24 protein-coding genes and 1 pseudogene are annotated in these 20,546 nt (G+C 61.6%); 8 read left to right on the plus strand and 17 right to left on the minus strand.

Annotated features, from left to right (window positions below; genetic code table 11):
• Positions 1–218 precede the first annotated feature (218 nt).
• Both AB4Z13_RS00510 and AB4Z13_RS00515 read left to right on the plus strand, forming a co-directional pair.
• The gene (locus AB4Z13_RS00510) at positions 219–959 is read left to right on the plus strand and encodes a phosphatase PAP2 family protein (protein WP_442205459.1); all 741 of its coding nucleotides are present in this window, start codon (positions 219–221) and stop codon (positions 957–959) included.
• Positions 960–1,062: 103 nt separating this feature from the next.
• Positions 1,063–1,482 carry a nuclear transport factor 2 family protein gene (locus tag AB4Z13_RS00515; RefSeq protein ID WP_442205460.1) on the plus strand — a complete coding sequence of 140 codons (420 nt, stop codon included), beginning with the start codon at positions 1,063–1,065 and terminating at the stop codon, positions 1,480–1,482.
• A gap of 23 nt (positions 1,483–1,505) precedes the next feature.
• Here the strand turns inward: AB4Z13_RS00515 and AB4Z13_RS00520 are convergent, their stop codons facing one another.
• The gene (locus tag AB4Z13_RS00520) at positions 1,506–1,826 is read right to left on the minus strand and encodes a cupredoxin domain-containing protein (protein WP_442205461.1); all 321 of its coding nucleotides are present in this window, start codon (positions 1,824–1,826) and stop codon (positions 1,506–1,508) included.
• Positions 1,823–2,344: a DUF4142 domain-containing protein gene (locus AB4Z13_RS00525; RefSeq protein WP_442205462.1), complete on the minus strand. Its 522-nt coding sequence runs from the start codon at positions 2,342–2,344 to the stop codon at positions 1,823–1,825. The genes AB4Z13_RS00520 and AB4Z13_RS00525 overlap by 4 nt, the downstream gene beginning before the upstream one ends.
• 169 nt (positions 2,345–2,513) lie before the next feature.
• Between AB4Z13_RS00525 and AB4Z13_RS00530 the strand changes: the two genes are divergently transcribed.
• Complete coding sequence (locus AB4Z13_RS00530) at positions 2,514–3,194, plus strand: RNA polymerase sigma factor (RefSeq protein ID WP_442205463.1); 681 nt, start codon at positions 2,514–2,516, stop codon at positions 3,192–3,194.
• A 5-nt stretch (positions 3,195–3,199) separates the two neighbouring features.
• On the opposite strand, the gene AB4Z13_RS00535 is transcribed toward AB4Z13_RS00530, so the two are convergent.
• Positions 3,200–3,322, minus strand: coding sequence for a hypothetical protein (locus AB4Z13_RS00535; protein ID WP_310386355.1), 123 nt, complete (start codon positions 3,320–3,322; stop codon positions 3,200–3,202).
• A gap of 242 nt (positions 3,323–3,564) precedes the next feature.
• Positions 3,565–4,005: an Imm50 family immunity protein gene (locus AB4Z13_RS00540; protein WP_442205464.1), complete on the minus strand. Its 441-nt coding sequence runs from the start codon at positions 4,003–4,005 to the stop codon at positions 3,565–3,567.
• A gap of 121 nt (positions 4,006–4,126) precedes the next feature.
• On the opposite strand from AB4Z13_RS00540, the gene AB4Z13_RS00545 reads away from it, so the two are divergent.
• Complete coding sequence (locus tag AB4Z13_RS00545; RefSeq protein ID WP_442205465.1) at positions 4,127–4,330, plus strand: hypothetical protein; 204 nt, start codon at positions 4,127–4,129, stop codon at positions 4,328–4,330.
• Between the two features lie 6 nt (positions 4,331–4,336).
• On the opposite strand, the gene AB4Z13_RS00550 is transcribed toward AB4Z13_RS00545, so the two are convergent.
• The 4 genes from AB4Z13_RS00550 to AB4Z13_RS00565 all read right to left on the minus strand — a co-directional run bounded on the left by AB4Z13_RS00550 (position 4,337) and on the right by AB4Z13_RS00565 (position 7,652).
• Positions 4,337–5,203 (minus strand): LysR family transcriptional regulator, encoded by an 867-nt coding sequence (locus AB4Z13_RS00550; RefSeq protein WP_442205466.1) that lies wholly within the window; start codon positions 5,201–5,203, stop codon positions 4,337–4,339.
• Positions 5,204–5,453: 250 nt separating this feature from the next.
• Positions 5,454–6,341, minus strand: coding sequence for an alpha/beta fold hydrolase (locus AB4Z13_RS00555; RefSeq protein ID WP_442205467.1), 888 nt, complete (start codon positions 6,339–6,341; stop codon positions 5,454–5,456).
• A gap of 215 nt (positions 6,342–6,556) precedes the next feature.
• Positions 6,557–7,345 carry a potassium channel family protein gene (locus AB4Z13_RS00560; RefSeq protein WP_310386347.1) on the minus strand — a complete coding sequence of 263 codons (789 nt, stop codon included), beginning with the start codon at positions 7,343–7,345 and terminating at the stop codon, positions 6,557–6,559.
• Positions 7,346–7,427: 82 nt separating this feature from the next.
• A complete protein-coding gene (locus AB4Z13_RS00565) occupies positions 7,428–7,652 on the minus strand; it encodes a hypothetical protein (protein ID WP_113325323.1) in 225 nt (74 codons plus the stop codon).
• Between the two features lie 246 nt (positions 7,653–7,898).
• Between AB4Z13_RS00565 and AB4Z13_RS00570 the strand changes: the two genes are divergently transcribed.
• Positions 7,899–8,837 carry a hypothetical protein gene (locus tag AB4Z13_RS00570; RefSeq protein ID WP_442205468.1) on the plus strand — a complete coding sequence of 313 codons (939 nt, stop codon included), beginning with the start codon at positions 7,899–7,901 and terminating at the stop codon, positions 8,835–8,837.
• A 289-nt stretch (positions 8,838–9,126) separates the two neighbouring features.
• Here AB4Z13_RS00570 and AB4Z13_RS00575 read toward each other — a convergent pair whose 3' ends face one another.
• Positions 9,127–10,104: a nucleoside recognition domain-containing protein gene (locus tag AB4Z13_RS00575; RefSeq protein WP_442205469.1), complete on the minus strand. Its 978-nt coding sequence runs from the start codon at positions 10,102–10,104 to the stop codon at positions 9,127–9,129.
• 120 nt (positions 10,105–10,224) lie between these two features.
• Between AB4Z13_RS00575 and AB4Z13_RS00580 the strand changes: the two genes are divergently transcribed.
• A complete protein-coding gene (locus AB4Z13_RS00580) occupies positions 10,225–10,677 on the plus strand; it encodes an Lrp/AsnC family transcriptional regulator (RefSeq protein WP_442205893.1) in 453 nt (150 codons plus the stop codon).
• Positions 10,678–10,707: 30 nt separating this feature from the next.
• Here AB4Z13_RS00580 and AB4Z13_RS00585 read toward each other — a convergent pair whose 3' ends face one another.
• The 4 genes from AB4Z13_RS00585 to AB4Z13_RS00600 form a co-directional block, all read right to left on the minus strand.
• A complete protein-coding gene (locus AB4Z13_RS00585) occupies positions 10,708–12,057 on the minus strand; it encodes a carbohydrate porin (protein ID WP_442205470.1) in 1,350 nt (449 codons plus the stop codon).
• A gap of 154 nt (positions 12,058–12,211) precedes the next feature.
• The gene (locus AB4Z13_RS00590) at positions 12,212–13,618 is read right to left on the minus strand and encodes a M20 family metallopeptidase (RefSeq protein ID WP_442205471.1); all 1,407 of its coding nucleotides are present in this window, start codon (positions 13,616–13,618) and stop codon (positions 12,212–12,214) included.
• A 202-nt stretch (positions 13,619–13,820) separates the two neighbouring features.
• Complete coding sequence (locus AB4Z13_RS00595; protein WP_442205472.1) at positions 13,821–14,213, minus strand: COG4315 family predicted lipoprotein; 393 nt, start codon at positions 14,211–14,213, stop codon at positions 13,821–13,823.
• A 100-nt stretch (positions 14,214–14,313) separates the two neighbouring features.
• Positions 14,314–14,838, minus strand: coding sequence for a hypothetical protein (locus AB4Z13_RS00600; protein WP_310386334.1), 525 nt, complete (start codon positions 14,836–14,838; stop codon positions 14,314–14,316).
• Between the two features lie 484 nt (positions 14,839–15,322).
• Here AB4Z13_RS00600 and AB4Z13_RS00605 point away from each other — a divergent pair, with 484 nt between their 5' ends.
• Entirely contained in the window at positions 15,323–16,030 is a 708-nt protein-coding gene (locus tag AB4Z13_RS00605) for a phosphatase PAP2 family protein (RefSeq protein WP_442205473.1), read from the plus strand.
• Positions 16,031–16,144: 114 nt separating this feature from the next.
• On the plus strand, positions 16,145–17,212 hold the full coding sequence (locus tag AB4Z13_RS00610) for a cyclic nucleotide-gated ion channel (protein WP_439017243.1): 1,068 nt from the start codon (positions 16,145–16,147) through the stop codon (positions 17,210–17,212).
• Positions 17,213–17,231: 19 nt separating this feature from the next.
• Here the strand turns inward: AB4Z13_RS00610 and AB4Z13_RS00615 are convergent.
• From AB4Z13_RS00615 to AB4Z13_RS00630, 4 genes and pseudogenes are all read right to left on the minus strand, one after another.
• Positions 17,232–17,503 (minus strand): annotated as a pseudogene (locus AB4Z13_RS00615) (dihydrofolate reductase family protein); the annotation flags it as partial.
• Between the two features lie 115 nt (positions 17,504–17,618).
• Entirely contained in the window at positions 17,619–18,203 is a 585-nt protein-coding gene (locus AB4Z13_RS00620) for a dual specificity protein phosphatase family protein (RefSeq protein WP_442205474.1), read from the minus strand.
• 68 nt (positions 18,204–18,271) lie between these two features.
• Positions 18,272–19,720 carry an ATP-binding protein gene (locus AB4Z13_RS00625; protein ID WP_439015528.1) on the minus strand — a complete coding sequence of 483 codons (1,449 nt, stop codon included), beginning with the start codon at positions 19,718–19,720 and terminating at the stop codon, positions 18,272–18,274.
• A gap of 42 nt (positions 19,721–19,762) precedes the next feature.
• Complete coding sequence (locus tag AB4Z13_RS00630; protein ID WP_037109214.1) at positions 19,763–20,440, minus strand: response regulator transcription factor; 678 nt, start codon at positions 20,438–20,440, stop codon at positions 19,763–19,765.
• Between the last annotated feature and the right edge of the window lie 106 nt (positions 20,441–20,546).

Genomic DNA, 20,546 nt, shown 5'->3' on the forward strand with positions numbered 1-20,546 from the left:
AGCGCGCTTTCAGCAGCCAGGCAACCTCTTCTCAACAGCGCCTTGATCCCTTCCTCGCCATTTCTTGACAATTCGAAACCAGCTTGCCGCCCGACTAGAGCGCCGTGCGTCCGTTCGGACGCACAAAGGACGCTCTAACCCTTTGATTTGACGCATCAGCCGTTCCGAAAATCGATTCCGATTTTCGGGCCGATGCTGTAGCCTTCGGAGATACCGGCTTGCGAAAATTTGTGTTCGATGACTGGAATTCTGCCTCCAGCGGCGTGACCTTGCCGGCAACGCCATCCACGGCGGACCGGGCGATCGCCGCGATCGGTACGTCGATCGTGTGGGTCAGTTTCGTCTTTGTTGCCTTTCCCAATCTCGATCTCATGGTCTCGCGCTGGTTTGTTAGCGGGGGGATCTTCATTCTGGCCGACGATCCGTTCTTGCGTGAGGTAAGGGATATCAGCCGCCTCGCACAGCCCTATCTTATCGGCTCGATGATCGTGCTGATCGCGCTGCAACGGCTCCCGCCGGGACGCATGCGGTTCTGCTCGCCGCACAAACCCTTGTTCGTCCTCCTGAGCTTTGCCGCAGGCCCGCTCCTCACGGTCCAAACGCTCAAGGTTCTCATCGGGCGTGTACGGCCTCGCGAGCTTGTCGAGTTCGGTGGGACCATGGATTTTACGCCGGTGTGGCAGGTTTCCGCCGCGTGCAGCCGCAACTGCTCCTTCCCTTCCGGCGAGGCTTCCGCAGCCGCGGCATCACTGTCGCTGCTGGTTCTGGTGCCCGCCAGGTTCAGGTGGGCGGCCGCGATAGTGCTGGTGCCTTGCCTGCTGTTTGTGGCGTTCAATCGCGTGATTTTTGGCGCTCATTTCCTTTCTGACGTCGTGCTGGGCTGGCTGCTGACGATGTTCGCCATGGCCTGGGTCTGGCGCTGGATGGATGCATATGCAGTTTCAAAGCTTTGGCGGTGAGGGGATTGATCTCCGCCGCAAGCAAATATCCCGCTATTTCAGCACCAGCTAACTCATGCTATCAATCCGTGCATCCCGCGACCATCCTTGGGGGAGACGCGCCATGAACAAACAGCAAATCGCAGCCCTCTTCGCCCATCTCGAACAGGGCGACGGCACCGCCTTCTTCGCTAAGGTCGCCGAAGACGTCGACTGGACGGTCATGGGCACGCACCCGCTCGCCGGCCACTACCATTCCAAACAGGAATTCCTCGCCGGCACCTTCGCCAAGCTGCACAAGGTCCTGCCCGACGGCACGCAGCTTTCCACGGAGAATATCCTCATCGACGGCGACTGGGCGATCGTCGAGCTCCGCTCCATGGCGACCGCCCGCGACGGCATGCGCTTCGACAACCGCTATTGCTGGCTCTGCCGCTTTTCGGGCGGGACGATCGTGGAAGTGCGCGCCTATCTCGACAGCTGGCTGGTCGGCGAGCTTTTCCGGCGCAACCCGATCGGTGCGAGGGGTTCGGCTGTCGTTTGAGGGCGAGGGCGTTCCATCCGCCCCTATGGAGCCACCTCGATCCGCCCCTTCATATTGGGATGATAGCGGCAGCTATAGTCCACCACCCCATCGCCCTTGACCACAGTCGACCCCGACTTGCCCGCAGGGATCACCACGTCGAAACTCCCCCTGGATGTCGCCGTGTGATCCATCACATCCTTGTTCCGCCAGAGGATCGTATCGCCCGGCCGTGCCTTGACCACCGCTGGCTTGAACTCGAGCTTTTCGATCGTGACCTCGATCGTGGCAGCGCTTGCGGCCGTCCCGCAAAGGGAAAGGCCGGCCGCAAGGCAGAGTCTCGGCAGAATGGCCAAGACCGTCATTTCAGCATCGAGGCAACATGCTCGGCATGCTGCTCATGGCCTTCGAAGAGTTTTAGGCCAGTTTCGAGCAGGGTCTTCAGGTCCGGGTTTTGGGCTGCCGGTATCAGTCCTGTCTTCAGCGCCTCGTTGACCTGCTTGTGGTAGGCCACTTCATTATCGACATAGGCCTTGTCGAAGGCGGCACCCTTGAGCTTGGAGAGTTTCTGCCGCTCCTTTTCGGCCGCCGATGTCAGCGATTTGCTGGTATCATTGTCCTCGGGCGTCACCTTGAGCTTCTTGACGAGATCGAGCGCCTGCTTGTTGACGGCCTCGTGGTCGCGGATCATATCGTTGGCGAAGGCGACGACTTCCTTGTTCTTGGATTTCTCGACCGCCTGCTTGGCCGCCACGATGTCGATGACGCCGGCCGTATAGGCGATATGGGCGATCTGCGGATCGGTGGGTGCTGCGCCGGCGGCAAAAGCCGCGGGGGCGGAGAGCGCGAAAGCCGAGAGCGCGGCGATAAGGTGTTTCTGCATCTGGTCCTCCATCCGGCTGATACCGCCGGTCAATGTTTCCTACGCAGAATTGGATGCCAGCATCGGGCAGACGTTCCCGAAAAGATTTTTCCGGATGTCGGGAACCTTTATCCTGCCCCGGCATCCAATGCGAAAAAGGCCCGCATCCAATGCAAAAAAGGAATGAGCCATGGCGCAGCAGGTGGAAAGAGCGGCAGCAGAGAGAAGCGACCCGGAGCTGGTGGCGATGGCGCTGGCGCGCGATCCCGAGGGTTTCCGCGCCATCATGCGGCGCTATAACCGCCGGCTGTTCCGCATTGCCCGCGGCATCCTGCGCGATGATGCGATGGCGGAGGATGCCCTGCAGGATGCCTATCTCAAGGCCTTCCGCCACCTTGGTGATTTCCAGGGCGCCAGCGCCTTTTCCACCTGGCTCACGCGTATCGTCATGAACGAGGCGCTCGGCAGGCTTCGCAAAGCGAGCCGCACGCCCGAAGTACCCGTTGATACCGCGCAGATGCAAAGCCGCATCCTCGATTTTCCCACCGGTTCGCCCATCGACAATCCAGAGACCACCATGGCGCAGCGACAGATCCTGAAACTCGTGGAAGAGGCGACCGACAGCCTGCCGGAAGAATTCCGCCTCGTCTTCATCGCCCGAGTGATCGAGGAGATGAGCGTCGAGGAGACCGCCGAGCTGCTCTCCCTCAAGCCCGAAACCGTGCGCAGCCGGCTGCACCGGGCGCGCGCGCTGCTGCGCCGCCAGCTCGACGAGCTGATCGGCCCGATCGCGCTCGATGCGTTTCCCTTTGCCGGCTGGAAATGCGACCGGCTGACCGAGCGGGTGATGGGCGAGCTGATGGGGCGGTGAGGGTGCTATTTCGGCTCGGGCTGCTGGATGACCGCCGGCGGCTTATCGCTCTGGCCGCTACCGCCGAACATCTGCACGCCCAATATGCCGACGACGGATGTGATCATCAGCGCCAGGATCAACATCATCAATAGTCTCATAGGCCGATCCGCTACCATTGCTGTCGGGAAGTAACTTCCTTTTCCGGATATCGTTCCTGGAGGCCCTCTAAAGCGCGTCGCGATCTTTCCCGCTTCCACCCTTTGAGCCTTTGTTTGACGCATCCGTTATCGCAAAACCGCAGCGCACTTTGCGCGCTCTGTATAAGAGACGCGCGATCCAGTCGCGACCAGGATGGCAATGTTGTAACCAGTGCCGAGTTTCGCCGGCATCATGGCTTGCCGCGTTGCTCCTTCGCATCCGGAAGGCCCGGACGGTAGGATACCGTGACCTTTTTGGCCCGGATGAATCCATCCAGCCCGTAGCAGGGGCGAAGTTCTACTTCGATCTCGTCAGACCGTTCCGGCAACACCCGCCCTCTATGCGTCGCGTGGCGCAACGTCAGGCCGGCGATTACATTTTGCCCGCTGAAACCATCCAGCTGCAGGTCCATGATTTCCTCGAAGCTAAAGGTGACCACGGCGTGTTTGTCGAGGATGGTTCGGCCATCGGGGTCGACGTCGGTGCTGATCCAGCCATGGAGTTTCAGCTCGCTGACGCCGCTGCGGTTAAGCGACAGGCTGATGATTTCAGCGTCGTTGAATGCCGGTTCCTGGCCGAACCAGGTCAACAATTCCGGACCGCCCGGGATCTCCTCGTAGATCATCGCCATTTACGCGCCAGGTTGATGATGGCTCACGATAACAACCCGACCGGTTTGGCAATTGACCGGGGCAGGGCCGACCTCGAACTTTCTGCGATCCGCCGCGTTCCCGGATCAAAGGAGGCAATCAATGTCCCAACGGAAATTTAGAAAACTCACCCACCGCCTTCTCGGCCGGTTCGATGAGGTTCAGACTCTGCTCGACAAGATCGAAGGCAGCGCCATGAAGCTGCAGACGGCCTGTGACGAGGATGCCGAAGGCGAGGTCGTCACGCATCCTGTCGTGCATCTGCCGCAATGGCCGCGGCATGGGGCGGCTCCAGCCGCCCTGTAGCGCGCTTCAAACGCGGGCAGACTTGCCGGCAAACAGGTCCGCATGCGCGGCAAAAAGCGCGCTTAGCCTGTCGATCACTATGCGCACTTCCGGCCGCTGGCGCTCATCCTCATGCACGGTGATCCAGATGTCATAGGTCAGGCTGTCGATGACAGGCCCGGCGCGGACCAGACCGGGTTCGGCATCGCCCATGAAGCAGGGCAGCAGGCCGCGGCCGGCGCCGCCGCGGATGAGGTGGAGCAGCATCAGCGGCGTATTCGTCCAGCTGGTGATCCAGTGGTCGGGCTGCTCGAAGGTCCATTTGTCGGCCGGGGTTACCGCAATCTCCGTTCCGAGCGAGATCCAGTTGTGATTGGCGGCGCTGAAAGTGCTGGCCTGATAGGCTGCGTGGGCAACGGAGACGGAGCGGCGCGTGGCGAAATTGCCGCGCTCGGGTCGACCTTGCATGATGGCCAGATGCGCCTCGCGATAGGTCAGGTCGAGGCCGGTATCGAGCGCCTTGTAACACATGCGGAACCTGTCTTCCGGCTGCCAGACGGCTTGCAGGTGGCCGGCGATGAACCACAACATCCAGGCATCCGCACCCGTCGAGACGATCGGCAGGGTCAGCACGTCGCCGCGCCAGTCGGCGATCGCCTCGGCTGCCTCCTTCATGACCAGGACGCGCTCGAGCAGTGTCTCCCCATCCGTAGCCAGCAGATAGCCGGTCGGGCCGCGCCGGAAGAGCGTGCGCCCGGTTGCCCGCTCGAGCGCCAGCATCCGCCTGCCGATGGTTGGCGCGCTGAGGCCGGTGCGGGCCGCAGCGCCCGTCAGGCCGCCCGATGTCGCGACGTGGAAGAAGAGCTGCAGGTCATCCCAGCTTGCCTCTTTCATCGGTGAAAACCCCCTTTTATCCACGTGTCTACCTTTGCTGGGGCCGGCGCCTTAGCTCAGTTGGATCTGTCATAGATGGAGGCAGGATCATGCTTCTCAACTGGATCATGCTCGCAAACGAGCTTCACAGGAAAAGCCGCCAGCAGAGACAAGACCCGCTCGCCGATCCGCTCGACGCGCCCGAGTGGGATGGCCTGCGATGGGCCTTGCCGCTTTTAAGCCGGATGGCGCGGAGACCATACAAGGACGGTCAGGCGCCTGCGCCGAAGAACCGGGTGAAATGCGCAATGACGGCGTCGGGCGCTTCCTCGGGAATGAAGTGACCGCAGGGCAGGGCTTCGCCCTCGACAGCATTTGCCCAGGCCCGCCACGGCCCAAGACCATCCTTGCCCTTCAGCGTGCCGCGTTCGCCCCAGAGCATCAAGAGCGGCATGTCGAGTTTGCGGCCGCGATCCTGCTCGTCAAGTTCGCGGTCGATCGTCCAGCCGGCACGATAATCTTCGGCCCAGGCGTGAACGCTTCCGGGGTCGCTGGCACAGGCGAGATAATCGGCCATGTTCTCCTCCGGAAAGGCAAAACCCTGAGCCGACTGATGCGAGAGGATGTAGCGGATGAACCACTCCGGATCGGCGCCAACAAGCTTCTCCGCCAGCCCGTCCGGCTGTGCCAGCATTGACCAGTGCCAGGCGGAGACGGCCTCCCTGGCGCCCATCCGCGCCCACATATCGGCCGTCGGGATCACGTCTAGGCTTGCCAAGCGGGTAACCGCCTCGGGGTGGTCAAAGGCGAGGCGATAGGCGACGCGCGCGCCGCGATCGTGTGCGCCGACGGCAAAGCGCTCGAAGCCGAGTGCGCGCATGGTTGCGATCTGGTCGCGGGCCATGGCGCGCTTGGAATGGGTCTGATGATCGGCGCGGCCCTCGGGCTTGTCGCTCCGGCCATAGCCGCGCAGATCGGGCACGACGACCGTGAAGTGTCTGGCCAGATCAGGTGCGACGCGCGACCAGCACATGCGGGTCTGCGGCCAGCCGTGCAGGAGGAGGAGTGGTGGGCCATCGCCGGCAACGAGCGCGTCGATCTCGACGCCGTCGCCCGGGAGGCGGCGGCGCTGGAAGCCTTCGATGATGCCGGTGGACATGGTGTTCCTTCCTCGGTTGCGGGGAGAACTCTTGCGGGTGGGGTCTGATTCAAGCGCTAGCTAGGCTGCAAGCGGATGACGTCAAGTTACAAGGGGCGCCTCCCGGCACGCCGTTTCAGATATGCCCAGCCACCCGCCTGCCGCCTTTTCCGCCAGCAGCCCCCGATCTCCGTCATCAGCTGCACATGGGCCGGCGACGAGGCGGGCAACCATGCTCACGCGCCTTCGTCGGGAATGTTGAGAACTTCGCCGCAGGCCTTGCAGTGAACGGCATCGGCGTCATGGCGCTGCAGGCCGCAGCGGTGGCAGGGAAAGGTGACCTTGTGCGGCCGCACCACCGCCTGCGCCAGCCGGACGAAGAGCGAGATGCCGACAATCATGGTGACGACCGAGGTGAGCTTGCCGAGCGTGCCGGGCAGTGTGATGTCGCCGAAGCCCGTCGTGGTGACGGTTGCGACGGTGAAATAGAGCGCATCGACGAAACCTTCGCCGCCCTCCAGGTTATAGAAGAAGGATGTGTAGACGAAGCCGGTGACGAGGAAGAGGAAGACCACGAAATTGATGACCGCCCGGACAACATCGATCCGGTCGACACAGCCCATCCTGCGCAGCGCCACCCTCAGCAGCGGGCTGCGGCCGATCGCCCAGAGCCGCATGACCCGCAGGAAGGCGAAGTTGAAGAGCGCGAAGGGAAAGAGAAGCGTCGCCAGTACCACGAAATCGATCCAGGTCATCGGCCGCAGGATCCAGGTGCGCAGCGACGGAGCGGCAATGGCGCGCGCCGCCATCTCGGCGGCGATCCACAATGCAATCGCGTAATCGATGACGAGATAGGTGGGCGCGGCGCGGAAATAGGGGCCGAGCACGAAGAAGACGAGAATGGCGATATCGATGACGGTAAAGAGGAACTGCACGGCAAGCGCCTTCTGGCCTTCGCCCCGCTCTATCCGCTGAAGTGTGAGGCGCAGCCCCTTGCTGCGTGACGTTTCGCCGAAGATGCCCATGCCGGCGAGATAGCTCGCGGATCGCGTGTATCAATGGCTCGCCGGAGCCGATTTGCCGCCTCGCGAAATTCTTCCGGATCGGTCAGTCCGCCCGCTGCTTGCCACGGGCCTTCTTCCTGACCTTGCGCAGCTCGTCCCTGTCGATGAAATGGTCGGTGACACCGGCTTCCTTGTCGGGGTGGGAGATTTCCACGTCCAGTTCTTCCGGCAGGTCAAGCGCCTGCCTGGTATTCATGATGCCGAGCGGCACGCGGCCGTCCACGGTCCTGGCGGCGACTTCGACGAGCGGTTTTGTCTTGTGGGCCATGAAGCGCTCCTTTCTCTTGAAGCCCAACGCGGGGCGGACTCGCCTGTTCCATCGAGGCTGAGAATTGCGGGCAGGCATCATGGCGCCCCGTTTCGGAACAAACAGCATTTGCCGGCGTTCGATCCTTGCGAACACACTCATATCATGGAGGATTTTCACATGGGTCGCGGTATTCTTCTCTGGCTTCTCGGCATCCCCCTGCCGATCGTCATTCTTCTCGTTCTGTTCATGCGATAGGGGGATTCCATGTCTCTTGCTGAAGGCAGATACCCTCTTGAAGGTGGGCAGACCGGTGTGATGCCGGTCGAATCCTCTGTAGCGGCCATCGCCTGGGGACCGATCATCGGCGGCGCCGTGGCGGCGACGGGCGTCACGCTCATCCTGCTGCTGCTCGGCTCCGGTGTCGGCCTCACCATGGTGTCGCCTTGGGCGGGACAAAGCAGTTCGGCGGCCACCGTCGGCATCACCGCGGCGATCTGGCTGGTCGTCGTGCAGTGGCTTTCCTCAGGCCTCGGCGGTTATCTGACCGGGCGGCTCAGGACCAAATGGGCGGCGGTGCATACGGATGAAGTCTTCTTCCGCGATACGGCCCATGGTTTCCTCAGCTGGGCGCTCGCGACCGTCTTCGTCGCCGGCTTTCTGGCCTCGTCGCTGACCTCGCTTGCGGGGGCAGGGGCAAGTGCTGCCGGTCAGGCCGCCATGGCCGCAGGTGTCGCCGGAGGTGCCGCCGCCGTTTCGGCCTCGGACACGGATTCGGCCGGTGCACCCACCGCCTATTTCACCGATGCGCTGCTGCGTCCGCAGAATATCGCCGACCGCGCCAACGCGGATAACGGTGCGGCCGCTGCCGAAATCTCCCGCATCCTCCTGCAGGGGGCGGCGAACGGCTCGGTGCCTGACGGCGACAAGACCTATATTGCCGGCATCGTCTCGGCCCGCACGGGCCTTCCGGAAGCCGATGCTCGTGCAAGGGTCGATACGGTGCTGAAGCAGATCGACGATGCCAAGGTTGCAGCACAGGCTGCTGCCGACAAGGCCCGCAAGGCTGCGGCAACCTCGGCTTTGATCGGCTCGCTGTCGCTGCTGGTCGGTGCCTTCATCGCCGCTGCGGCCGCCGCTTTCGGCGGGCGTCAGCGGGACGAGGAGGAGGATCTGATCGCGACCAGCCGCGGACCGCTGGTGTGATGGATGGGCGGTGCTCTCGAAGGAGAGGGTGCCGCGCTCTCGTCAGGTGCGTTGCGGCACACCTTTCCTCCCTCACACAGGAATCCAGTCACCGCGCGTCTGCGCGGTGACTGATTCCCTACTTGCCGTAGGCGAAAAAGTCTTTCCTGCCCAAAGACTTGGGCAGGCTGGATCCGTGTGACGGGCACAGGGATGAGGGGAGGTTGGGGCGGTCTCAGTGCCCCAAGCAAGCCCTGCGCATTGGCGGTGACTCTGCGCCGGGAAAGTGTTGCGGCAGACGTCCGCAAGTTCATCGTCTCTCGACTTCCATATTCCCCAGGCGAAACATCTGCGTGAAGAATGCCTTGTCGGGCAGGCGGCGCAGCAGGGCGGCAATCGCTGCGCATGCCGCTACGGCGAAGATGAGCCGGCCGGTCAGAACGCCATGCAGATCCGCGCCGAGCGAGATCACCACGATCGTGTCCTCTATCACGCTATGCGCAAAGCCCATGAACACGCATGACAGAAAGATCTGGCGCGGCGATATCGCTCCCGATTGCGCCTCGCGGATCAGCAGGCCGGCGCCGTAGGAAATGCCCAGAAACAGGCCGATAGCCGTGAGATGTTCGGCCTCTCCCCTGATACCGGCGAGGCGCAGCACAGGCGAAAGCGCCTTCATCATCAGGCCCAGCAGCCCGGTCACCTTGAGGATTTCAAGGCCCCAGGACAGGACGACGAGGATGACCAGCATCCAGACCATGGTCTCGGCAAGCCCCCTGATATAGTCGGCCCAGTCGGGCGTTGCGCTCATCGGCAGCCAGACAGGATTGGCCGGGCCAGACAGCCAGCCTGTCGCCGTCAGAACATGGTGCAGCAGGAAGGCATAGAGCAGGCCGCCCGCGATGCGCAGCGTGGTCGTCGCGATCATTCCTGGCCCCGCCTTCTGGATGATCTTCTGCTCGATCGGCAGACCATGCGCGAACAAAATGAGGGCCGAGAATACCGTGATGTCGGCGATGCTGAGCGAGGATGCGGGAACGAGGGTGAAAACGAGCGGAACGGCACCCCAGATCCCCACCAGCATGCCCGTCAGCCAGGCCACGCCCAGCTCCGGAGGCAGCCCGATCAGGTTCATGACGGGCGCAAAGACGGGGGCGACCGCCTTGACCGCTCCCATCCTTGACAAGAGCTCGGCCGCAACCGCGATCGGAACCGTGATGCGGACAAGCACCCAGTAAATTGCGAGTGTTTCCTGGGTGTTGCGGCGGATGAGCGATAAGAACGACATTTGAGACCCCCTTGATGGTGCCTCAATCTGTTAGCCCCGTTCGCTTCGAATTTGTGGTCAAATATTGCAGGTCTATGCAATTTTATTGCAAAGGCGCGTTTGGCCGGTATGCTCGCTGGCATGGATCGTATCGACCGAAAACTTCTGAACCTGATGCAGCGCGACGCATCGCGCACGAATATCGATATGGCCGAGGAGGTGGGCCTGTCTCCTTCCAGCTGCCTGCGCCGCGTGCAGCGGCTCCACAAATCGGGTGTGATCGACCGTATCGTGGCAATCCTCAATCCCGCCAAGGCCGGACGTGGGATCAAGGCGCTGGTGACGGTGGAAATGAAGTTGCATGGCGAGGCGCATATGCGCCGCTTTCTGGATATCGCGGTCGCTGAAGAGGCCGTTTCGCAAGCCTATTCCGTCACCGGCGAAACCGATGTCGTCCTGATGCTGCGCCTGCGCGATATGGAAGAATTCGATGCGCTGTGCGACAGGCTTTTCCGCGACGAAAACAATGTCGCCCGCTTTTTCACCAAGATCGTTATCCGCACGGCGAAAGAGGAGACCGCCATCCGGCTTTGATCGGCTCGCCGTGGCGGCCCGCTGCCGCTCTCAAAAGGATGTCACGGCCCTGAACCCGAAAATCGCTGCATTCTGTATCCGCGAATTCGGCTTGTCGGGATCGGCTGCATTGCCGCCGGGTCGGATGACATATTGAAAGAATGGCTGGGCCGTAAACCATGGCGTGACGGCCGCCTGATAGGTGGCTTCGATCACGGCTTCGGAGCTCGGAACCGGCTGCGACGTCCCAGTGAAGGCATTTTCGGCCTTTACCAGATCCGACATGCCCGAACTCATGCTCGCATAGGCAAAGCTCACGCCGGCGGTATCATTGTCGCGCCCCGGCAGAAGCCCCTTATAGGCAAGGCCCAGATCAAAATACCAGTTCATGCTGTTGCGCTCCTGCTGCGGCGCAACCGCGATACGGACAAATCCATTGAGGCCATTGTCCGTACTCCCGGGCTCCTGCCAGAGCGTCTGATCGACAACGGCATAGACCGCAAAATTGCCCGAGAGCCGGCGCGGACTGCCGCTCGACAGGGGATCGGCGAGCGAAACGCCGTTCGATGCGGTGGACAAACTGTCGAACTGCTCCGAATTATACCAGGCGCCGAGCTTGTAGGTGCCCGGCAAGCCGGGCTCGCCCTTTCCAGGCGTATAGGCATAAGCCGCCTCGGCAATCGCAAGCACGCCATCGCCAACCGGAAACCCCAGTCCATTGGCATTGCCATCGGGGTCCGAACCGGTCGGGCTGCCATTGAAGACGGCAGCCTGCAGCGTCCAGGCATCGTCAGGCTTGATGATGATCTGAGCGCCCGGAACGGCGAAGGGATAGGCCGGTCCTCCTCCGGGCAGATCCGCGGCAAAAATGCCGGGCCATCCGAATGTCGAGTTGACGAAAAGGCTGGCCGTATTGCTGATCGCGAAATTCTGATCCGCCAGGATTTGCCCGAGCTTCACCGTCACCGTGTTGTTCATGAGGCTCTGCGAGAGATAGAATTCGCCCAGCCTGAAGCCGGGATCGGCCTCCACCGAGGTTACGGTCAGAAGATTGCCGACATCCTTGCCGGACAGGCCCTGGCCCTGGATCGCATAACCGGAAATATGAATAGCGCCGCCGGTCCAGCCTGCCAACCGGCCCATGTCGAAATCGCCCTGCAATTGGAAAAGACCGTCATAGGCCGTTCCTCTTTTCACGCCGCCCGATACGTTGCCGAGCACATCGCTGGTCTGCGACATCGTGAAAGTGACGCCCTGGTCCCGCAGCCAATTGCGGTAGCCGTGCCAATCGCCTGTCAGTGTCGTATCGGCATAGGATGGCGGTGCCGTATCGTCTGCCCGTGCCCCCGCGCCGTAAACAGCAAACGCAAACACAAGGGCGGCGCCGGGCAGTTTTTTCATTCTCTTCCCTTTTTCGGAGGCTCTGATTTGGGAGGATGCAAAGGGGCTCACCTGTAGCGCCTTTGGCGCGAATCTGAGCTCGCTATCATTGGAACGAATTGCGCAGCCGGGCAAGATTTGCGCTCTCATGCAGCACATGCCATCAACCGCGCGCTCATTTACGAGCCAGATTGCCACTTGATACTGCCGGAACGTTTCGCTCTCCGAGGTCCCAATATAGCCCGGCCATCAACGCGAGTCCTTCACGCGCGATATTCATGGGCAGGTGCTCGTTCGGCGCATGCTGAGAGCACCCCGGATATGAGTGCGGTATCCACACGGTCGGAAGCTGCAGAGTTTCAGAGAAGGCATCATTCGGCAGCGAGCCGCCGAGGTTCGGCAGTATTGCCGGCTTTTTCCCTGTTGTACGGCCGATCGAGTCCACTACCCAGTTGACCCAAGGATGCTCAGGATCGAGCCTTGTGGCACGAAAGACCTCATCGCTTGCCTGCGCTATTTGAACCTGGGAAAAACCGTGATGATCCAGGTAACGGCGCAGAGCCGGCAAGACATTTTCCACGTCAATACCGACGACGAACCGTAACTGACAGCGGGCCCAGGCTCTTGCAGGGATAGCCCCAACAGGCGTTCTCGGGTTTCCGGCCTCGAAGGCGAGTACAGCAAATGAACACCAGGCGAACAGCTTTTCCGCTGCCGTCAGCCCAGGCTCGCCCCAGTTCGGATCAATCTGCGGGCCTTCGGCATCGCTCTCGACCTCACAATCCGCAAGCACTCGACGAACATTGTCCGGGATACTCACCGGAAGCCATTCCGGAACAAGAATCTTGCCAGAGGGCTCAGTGATGCTGGCGATCGCGTGGGCAAGCTGGATTGCAGGATCGGAGAGAAGACCGCCCCAGTTGCCGGAATGATGGCCGCCCTTGCGCGCATCGATCCAGATGTCAAAGCTGATCGCTCCGCGAGATCCCAGAAAGACGGTCGGCCGCGCGGCGGAAAGTCGGGGACCATCCGAGGCGATCAGCACGTCGGCGCGGAATAATTCCTTATGGGCGTCAACCAGTGCATGCAGGCCAGGGGAAATTTTTTCCTCCCCCATCTCAAGCAGATACTTGGCATTGAATCCGAGTTTCCCGCGCGTCTCCAATACAGCCCGGAGCGCGCCGATGTTGATGGTATGCTGACCTTTATTGTCGGCGACACCGCGACCGTACCACCTGCCGTCCCGCTCGATGAGTTGCCAGGGAGAAAGGCCGTCGGCCCATTCATTATCGAGCCCCCGTATGACGTCACCGTGGCCATAACCCAGCACCGTCGGCCGAAGGGCGTCCTCGTGGCGCTCGACGTAAAGGAAAGGCCAGCCGTTTTGGGAAAGCTTGCGACATTGAAAGCCAAGGGCTTCAAAGGCGGGTGTCATCTCACTATCGAGATACTGATCGAGAACCGGTGCACGATCAGGGTTCTGGCTCTCGGTCGGCATCGCGACACGTCGCGCCAGATCCTTCCGAAAATCGCCGGAAGCGAAGTAAGACTCTGCTCTGGCAATAGCGGCGTCTCGGCTCATACCTGCAACCTAACACGAGAGGGAATTGGCCGGAATGGTCAAAGCGGAATGCGGCAACGATCGCGTTGGGCCGTGAGCGGGTTTGGTGACATTTGCTACATGATGCCGAGGTTTCGTCGCACACCGCGGTTGTTCGCGGGGTGCGACAATGGTTCGTCATGATGGATGTGATCTTGCCGGTGCCGCATCTGGCAGCATGGCGTTACGGCTTGGCGAGATGCCAAACGCCTTCGGCCCCGTCACCGTGGATATCTCCGCGCATGGAATCGAAGTGATAGGTGTATAGCGGCGAGCCGTTGTAGGCCCACTGGGTTACCCCGGTCGGTCGCGTGACAACGCTCCAGGGACCGGATGCCTTGGCGCCGGCTGGTGCCACGAAGGGAGGCCAGGCGAGGGCACACAGCAGGGTGCAGGATGACTTGCCGGGCTGGTCCTTGTCGAAGGTGTAGAGCGATTGACCGTCAGCGTCCGCCAACAGCTTTTGCTGTCCGCTCGTAACGACCGTGGCAGGTGACGCGGTCTTTGCCTCTGCAGCCGAGAGTGAGATCAGGGCGAGGCCAAGCGAGATTACCAGGCTTTTCGTGGTACCGGACATTTTGGGGTCCTTTCTGCCGCAACCCTGTGCCACAGGAGGGGTTCCTGCCGGCCACAGGCGGCGTTTGGTTCAGGTGTTGGTGGGATCAGTTTGCGGGTAGCTAACCCTTGGCAGCGGGTGCCGGCGGCACCGGCAGAATGATTTCTGAAGCAACCTTCCAGTCCTTTCCGATATGAAGCCAGTCGATGATCATCAGGAACGGTTTGGGCGTCCCGTCCTGGCCGGCATAGGAGACGGTGATGTTCATCGGCGCGTAGGATTCCGCCACGTCAGGCGTCAAGCCGACGATCTTGAGTTTGGTGTAATCAGGCTCAAGCACGACCGGGCCGGATGTGCCGATATCGTGCAGCTTCCGGTCGATCGCTTCGTTGCCCCAGAAACCTGCCCAGTTTCCCTCGGCGGGAACGGCGCTCTTGGCAACGAGGAGGGCTGAGGGAGATTGCCAGAACATCCCGTGAAGACCATCGAAGTCGTGCCGGTTGGCGAGTTCCATCAGCCTGGCGAACTCTGATTTGATCCTGTTCGTGGTCTGAGCGTTCAGTGGTTTCTCGTTGGCGGAAGCAGCAAGCGAGGGCGCGGCGGAAACGGCCAGGGCGAAGGCCGCGGCCCATAATGTCTTATGCATGTCATTGTTGCCTTTGCGGATTTGACGGCGGGGTCGTTAGGACGGACATGATCTTATGGGCTTGCTTGAACTGGTATTCACTGCGCGTCCGGCGAGCGAGGCGGACGCGTGACGCGCACGGGCGGATCGTCAGCATAAGCGAGCGGCCTCATCGCCTGGCAGGGCGTGCTCCGTTCCATGACCACCTCTTCGTTGTCCAAGAGTGACTGTTTTCAGCCCCTTCAGGATCACCGGGTTAGCCGGGATTTGTAACTATACGAAGGTAGAGAAAGCGGTAGATGAAGGGGTGAGTACAAAGTTCCGTGAGCCTGATGTGACCGTGCCGGCCTGCCGTCGTGACGGACCGCTGCTATCACCGACGGCTCGGCCGCGGCGTGCGCGATCTGGGATCAGCCACCCCTTGCAAAATCAATCGGCTGAACACAGTTGATGGGTTCCTGCGCCGGTACTTTCCCGGCGCGCGATATCGTCTGATGGGAGCAGAATGCAGCGTATCAAGACCTGGCTGAACCAGTATGAGCCGATGACGCTCATCACCTTTGCCTGCATTGCCGGCGGCCTCTTTCTGCTGCAGCGGCTGACGAGCGAGGTGCTGGAGGGAGAGACGCTCGGTTTCGACCAGACGATCCTGCTCTGGCTGCGCCAGCCCGGCGATCTCGGCCGGCCCATCGGCCCGCAATGGCTCGTTCATGCGATGGGCGACATTACCAGCCTCGGCGGTGTCACCGTTCTGACGCTGCTGACATTGCTTGCGACCGCCTATCTGTTGCTCGACCGCAAGACTGCTATCGCCGTCTTCCTGTTCCTCTCGGTTCTCTCGGGCTGGCTGGCGAGCACGGGTCTCAAGATCATCATTGCGCGCGCAAGGCCTGACGTTGTTCCGCATCTCGTCGATGTCAACGATCTGAGCTTCCCGAGCGGCCATGCGATGGTCTCTGCCGTCACCTACCTCACGCTCGGGGCGCTTCTCGCCCGCACGCAGCGCTTCCGCGCCACGCGCATCTTCGTCATGGGGGCAGGCATCTTCCTCGCCGTCATCATCGGCCTCAGCCGCATCTATCTCGGCGTGCATTACCCGACGGATGTGCTGGCCGGCTGGGGGGCGGGTTCGCTCTGGGCGCTGCTGTGCTGGCTGGTGTCGAAGCGTTTCATTGTGCGGGCGGATGGAGAGGGGCAGGGCGGGGGGGCGTGAGGGTTCTTATGGAGGCCTGGTAGGCTGCTTTTGAACGAGGCGCCACCCAACCTCCCTTGCGTGTGGTCCGAAGGTATCTATTGTCGACGAATGCCGGGCGGTTGGGGGTATCTAATGTCGGCAGTGCCATTCTCAAAGATTTCGACGCCGCTCAACGCGCTGTTCGCTACAATCGGTCTCTTGGTCGTTGCCGCACTGACGACGCAGGGCCTTACTGGTCAGGAGAGGCTTGTCTTTGAGCTGCTACTTGCGGCAATTTGGCTTGCTTATGTCCTCCAATTGAGCGGCACATTGCTTTCACGGCGACACCGCTTGTCGGGCGGGATGCCGGCCCTCGTGATCGATTTGCTCGCGGTTCTGGTTCCGGCTGCTGCATTCTTGTTCGTTGGGTCCCGTGATCGAAACCTCTATTGCGCCATTTGGCTTCTCAAGCCGTTGCGCGACTCGACCTTTTTCAGGCTGCTGGCAAAGGTGGTCGCGAATGAATCGCGCAATCTGCTTGGCGTGACATCGGTGTTCGGCATCGTTCTTTTTGGTGCTGCGTTGGCCGGTTATATCATCGAGCGAGACGTCCAGCCCGATACGTTCGGCAGCATTCCGCAGGCGATGTGGTGGGCGGTCGTGACGCTGTCGACGACCGGCTACGGTGACGAGATCCCGCAGAGCCTTGCAGGTCGAGTTCTGGCCGGATTGGTGATGATGAGCGGGATCGGTATTTTTGCACTTTGGGCCGGCATCCTCGCCACCGGCTTCTACGAAGAGGTTCGCCGCCAAGACTTCGTTCGCAACTGGCAATTGATCGCTGCCGTACCCCTGTTCCAGAAGCTTGGTTCCGCTGCACTGATCGAGATCGTTCGGGCGTTGCGGCCGCGCATTGTCCCCGCAGGTGCCGTGATCTGCCGCAAGGGCGATGTTGGCGATCAGATGTTCTTCATTGTCGAGGGGCGGGTCACCGTGGCGACACCCGACCATCCAGTGGAACTCGGTGCCGGAAACTTCTTTGGCGAGATGGCGCTGATCAGCGGCGAACCGCGCTCAGCGACGGTCAGCGCAGCAACCGAGGTATCGCTGCTGTCGCTCTACGTCGTGGATTTCCAGATGTTGTCGAGCAGTAGTCCTGACATCGCGGAGACCATCCGCAAGACGGCGCTGGAGCGGCGGGGCGGGCCGCCGAAGGAATAATCCAAGCCGGCGGGGGGTACGCCTTGACCGGCTCATAGCGCAGGATAACTGCGCCGGCTGCGGTCGTCGTGCTGTCGAGTAGCTTCAGTGGAAGCTGCCGGCCCGCCGGTTTGAAATGCGGGTTGCCGCCGCCGAGGATGACGGCCACAAGGCAGATTCGGATTTCGTCCACTAGGTCTTCCCTCAGAAGTGAATCCGCCAGTTCCGCGCTGCCGAAAATGAAGATCGTCTTGCCGGTTTTAGCTTCTTGAGTTCCGAGACAGGTTTACTCACGACGCGGGTGTTGTTGAAGACGTAATGCGTCCCCGAAAACTCCCGCGTGTCCGGAAATTTGAATAGCTGTCCCGCCGCATGGTCGTCCTTTTCAGGCCCGGGCTTGTTGGCACTCCACCCAAGAGAGCAAGCCCTAGCTATCGATCCCGAAAACCTTCTCGAGCTTTTCCCAGCTCACATCCATGGCGAAGGCCGCCGAGAGATAGGGGATGCCGATATGGCCGTAGCGGACCGAAAGCTGCCTCTCGGCGCTTTCCTCGTCGAGGCCGGCGATCTGTTGCAGGTAGAGGACGGAGACGAGGCCGGTGCGGTCGGCGCCGGCCTGGCAGTGGATGAGGATCGGCTTTGGGGCGTTGCGCAGCAGGGTCAGCAGTTCGTGCGCCTGCTCGGCCGTCACCTCCGTGGAGGCGGAAAGCCCGTAGTCGATATGGGTGATGCCGTCTTTCTTCGCTGCCTCGGTTTCCTGCATGTACCAGTTGGCGGTGTTTTCGCCGCGCAGGTTGAGGATGGTCTTGATGCCGTAGCGGGCGACGTAGGTGTCGATATCGGCGCCTGAGGGCTGGGCGGAGCGGTAGAGTTCGCCCGGCAGCACTTCATGGAAATTGCCAAGCAGTTGCAGCCCGCCGAGGTAGCCGCCGAACAACAGGGCGGCGACGCCGAAAGCGGCAAAAGCACGTCCGTAGATGCGGACATGCTTTCGCTTTGTCTCTTTGCGCAATTCCGGACGCAAAACCGCTACACACTTTTGCTGGAATTGCTCCAGACTTCTCCAAGGTCTTTTCATTTTTATCCTTGGTATTGGGCGGGAAAGAGGAGGGTGATGCCGAGGCCGGGATGCCGGTCGGTGAGCGTGATGTGGGCGGCATGCAGATCGGCGATTGCCTTGACGAGGCTGAGGCCCAGGCCGCTGCCTGATGTCGTGCGGCTCTTGTCGAGGCGGTAGAGGCGGCGGAAGACGAGTTCGCGCTCCGCTTCGGGAATGCCGGGGCCGTCGTCGGAAATACTGGCCGAAAAGCCGTCATCCTCGGCCCGCAGCGCAAGCGTGATCCTGGTCATCGGCGGGCAATGGTTGATGGCATTTTCCACGAGGTTGACGAAGAGCTGGGTCAGCAGTTCGCGGTCGCCATTGACCATGCAGGGGGAGGCGGGCCTGGTGGTGAAATTGAGCGACTGGCCGCTATCCTCTGCAACGCTGCTGTAGATTTCCGCAACCGAACCCATGATGTCGCTGATATCGACCGGCCGGAAGCGCGCCTTGCGGGCGCCGGCCTCGATCTGCGAGATGCGCAACAGCGCCTCGAACGTGGCGTTGATACGGTCGCTTTCCTCGCGGGCGTCGATCAGCAGGGTCTGGACATCCTCACCGCGCCCGCCCTGTTCGATTGCCTGCTCGACGGTCATCTTCAGGCGGTTGAGCGGTGTCTTCAGGTCATGGGCGATATCGGCGCTCACCTGCCGCATGCCTTCGACGAGGGCCGAAAGCCGGTCCAGCGCCTGGTTCATATGGGTTGCGACGACATCGATATCATCGCCATTGCCTTCGAGCGGAATGCGCCGCGCCAGATCGCCGCCCGAAACATCGCTCATCGCCCGCTCGATGCCGTCGAGCCGGCGCTGGGCGCGGGCGGCGAGAAAAGCGCCGCCGCCGCAGGCGAGAATGATGATGCCGCCGGTGGCCCAGCCGAAGCTCATCAGCGCGATATGTTCCAGATCCTCGGTTTCGGCAAAGCTCTCGCCGACGATCAGCCGGTTGCCGCCAACGGTGCCTGCCAGAATGCGGATGCGGTCGTCGCCCTTCTGTCCGATGTCGCCGGCCTCGATGGTCGAAAGGCCGTCTTCTGCCGCAAACGGCGAGACATTGCCGGCAAGCCGCTTACCCTTTTCGCCCGAAAGCAGGAAAATGCTGTCTTCGGCATTGTTGAGGCGGGCATAGGCTGCGACAGCGGCAACGAGGTCTTCGATGTCGGCCGGTGAATAGGTGGAGGCGACGACCGAATAGGTCTCGCGCACGGAATCGTCCAGCGCCTCGGCCAGATCGCGTTTCAGGAGCTGGTAGGTGATGATGCCGGCCACCAGAAAGGCCAGGATGAAAAGCAGGCCGAAGGCCAGCGCCAGCCGGAAGGGCGTGCTGCGCAGCAGCCTGGAGCTTTTCCTGGAAGCGGCTTTTTCCATCAGCATCGGATTACCCGAAAACCGCTGCGCACTTTTCGGTCCGATGGTCTTTTGCTCAAGCATCGGATTATCCGAAAACCGCTACACACTTTTCGGTCCGATGCTCTAGCGCGGCGCATGCAGGCTGTATCCGGTGTTGCGCACGGTATGAAGCAGCGGGATGTCGAAAGGCCGGTCGATCTTGGCGCGCAGGCGGCTGACATGGGTTTCGACGACGCTGGTCTTCGGGTCGAAGTGAAAATCCCAGACGCGTTCGAGCAGCATGGTGCGGGTCAGCACCCGGCCTTCGCCACGCATCAGCACTTCGAGCAGGGTGAATTCGCGCGGCTGCAGTTCGATCGTCTGGCCCTGTCGCGTCACCTGCCGGCGCACAAGGTCGAGTTCGAGATCAGCCACACGCAGCACCGTCTTCTGGTCCTGCACGGGCGGGCGGCGCGCCAGCGCATTGACGCGGGCGAGCAGCTCGGAAAAGGCGAAGGGCTTGGTGAGGTAATCGTCGCCGCCGGCCTCCAGCCCTTCGACGCGGTCGTCGACGCCGCTGACCGAGGTGAGGAAAATTGCCGGCGTGCCGATCCTTGCGGCGCGCACCGCCTTGATCAGCGACAGTCCGTCCAGGCCGGGCACCATCCTGTCGACGACCAGCACGTCATATTGCTCACGTGTCGCCTGGAAAAGCGCGTCGCGCCCGTCGTCGATGACGTCGCAGACGTGGCCCGCCTCGATCATGCCGCGAGCGACAAAATCGGCCGTCTTTTTATCGTCCTCGACGACAAGAATGCGCATGGCCGGTCCAAACCCTTCACCTGATCGGAAGATTACTCTCACGCGGCACAATTCGCGCAAAATTGTGTCCTCCGCCTTGTCGAATTCTTACGGATTCGTAAGTCGG

The sequence above is a fragment of the Rhizobium sp. YAF28 genome (assembly GCF_052113285.1).
Lineage (GTDB): Bacteria > Pseudomonadota > Alphaproteobacteria > Rhizobiales > Rhizobiaceae > Rhizobium.

What these genes read in the sequence shown, in the direction of transcription:
- AB4Z13_RS00515 (WP_442205460.1), top strand. Translation starts at nt 1,063, where the DNA reads ATGAACAAACAGCAAATCGCAGCCCTCTTCGCCCATCTCGAACAGGGC.
- AB4Z13_RS00520 (WP_442205461.1), bottom strand. Translation starts at nt 1,826, where the DNA reads ATGACGGTCTTGGCCATTCTGCCGAGACTCTGCCTTGCGGCCGGCCTT.
- AB4Z13_RS00525 (WP_442205462.1), bottom strand. Translation starts at nt 2,344, where the DNA reads ATGCAGAAACACCTTATCGCCGCGCTCTCGGCTTTCGCGCTCTCCGCC.
- AB4Z13_RS00530 (WP_442205463.1), top strand. Translation starts at nt 2,514, where the DNA reads ATGGCGCAGCAGGTGGAAAGAGCGGCAGCAGAGAGAAGCGACCCGGAG.
- AB4Z13_RS00535 (WP_310386355.1), bottom strand. Translation starts at nt 3,322, where the DNA reads ATGATGTTGATCCTGGCGCTGATGATCACATCCGTCGTCGGCATATTG.
- AB4Z13_RS00540 (WP_442205464.1), bottom strand. Translation starts at nt 4,005, where the DNA reads ATGGCGATGATCTACGAGGAGATCCCGGGCGGTCCGGAATTGTTGACC.
- AB4Z13_RS00545 (WP_442205465.1), top strand. Translation starts at nt 4,127, where the DNA reads ATGTCCCAACGGAAATTTAGAAAACTCACCCACCGCCTTCTCGGCCGG.
- AB4Z13_RS00550 (WP_442205466.1), bottom strand. Translation starts at nt 5,203, where the DNA reads ATGAAAGAGGCAAGCTGGGATGACCTGCAGCTCTTCTTCCACGTCGCG.
- AB4Z13_RS00555 (WP_442205467.1), bottom strand. Translation starts at nt 6,341, where the DNA reads ATGTCCACCGGCATCATCGAAGGCTTCCAGCGCCGCCGCCTCCCGGGC.
- AB4Z13_RS00560 (WP_310386347.1), bottom strand. Translation starts at nt 7,345, where the DNA reads ATGGGCATCTTCGGCGAAACGTCACGCAGCAAGGGGCTGCGCCTCACA.
- AB4Z13_RS00565 (WP_113325323.1), bottom strand. Translation starts at nt 7,652, where the DNA reads ATGGCCCACAAGACAAAACCGCTCGTCGAAGTCGCCGCCAGGACCGTG.
- AB4Z13_RS00570 (WP_442205468.1), top strand. Translation starts at nt 7,899, where the DNA reads ATGTCTCTTGCTGAAGGCAGATACCCTCTTGAAGGTGGGCAGACCGGT.
- AB4Z13_RS00575 (WP_442205469.1), bottom strand. Translation starts at nt 10,104, where the DNA reads ATGTCGTTCTTATCGCTCATCCGCCGCAACACCCAGGAAACACTCGCA.
- AB4Z13_RS00580 (WP_442205893.1), top strand. Translation starts at nt 10,225, where the DNA reads ATGGATCGTATCGACCGAAAACTTCTGAACCTGATGCAGCGCGACGCA.
- AB4Z13_RS00585 (WP_442205470.1), bottom strand. Translation starts at nt 12,057, where the DNA reads ATGAAAAAACTGCCCGGCGCCGCCCTTGTGTTTGCGTTTGCTGTTTAC.
- AB4Z13_RS00590 (WP_442205471.1), bottom strand. Translation starts at nt 13,618, where the DNA reads ATGAGCCGAGACGCCGCTATTGCCAGAGCAGAGTCTTACTTCGCTTCC.
- AB4Z13_RS00595 (WP_442205472.1), bottom strand. Translation starts at nt 14,213, where the DNA reads ATGTCCGGTACCACGAAAAGCCTGGTAATCTCGCTTGGCCTCGCCCTG.
- AB4Z13_RS00600 (WP_310386334.1), bottom strand. Translation starts at nt 14,838, where the DNA reads ATGCATAAGACATTATGGGCCGCGGCCTTCGCCCTGGCCGTTTCCGCC.
- AB4Z13_RS00605 (WP_442205473.1), top strand. Translation starts at nt 15,323, where the DNA reads ATGCAGCGTATCAAGACCTGGCTGAACCAGTATGAGCCGATGACGCTC.
- AB4Z13_RS00610 (WP_439017243.1), top strand. Translation starts at nt 16,145, where the DNA reads ATGTCGGCAGTGCCATTCTCAAAGATTTCGACGCCGCTCAACGCGCTG.
- AB4Z13_RS00625 (WP_439015528.1), bottom strand. Translation starts at nt 19,720, where the DNA reads ATGCTTGAGCAAAAGACCATCGGACCGAAAAGTGCGCAGCGGTTTTCG.
- AB4Z13_RS00630 (WP_037109214.1), bottom strand. Translation starts at nt 20,440, where the DNA reads ATGCGCATTCTTGTCGTCGAGGACGATAAAAAGACGGCCGATTTTGTC.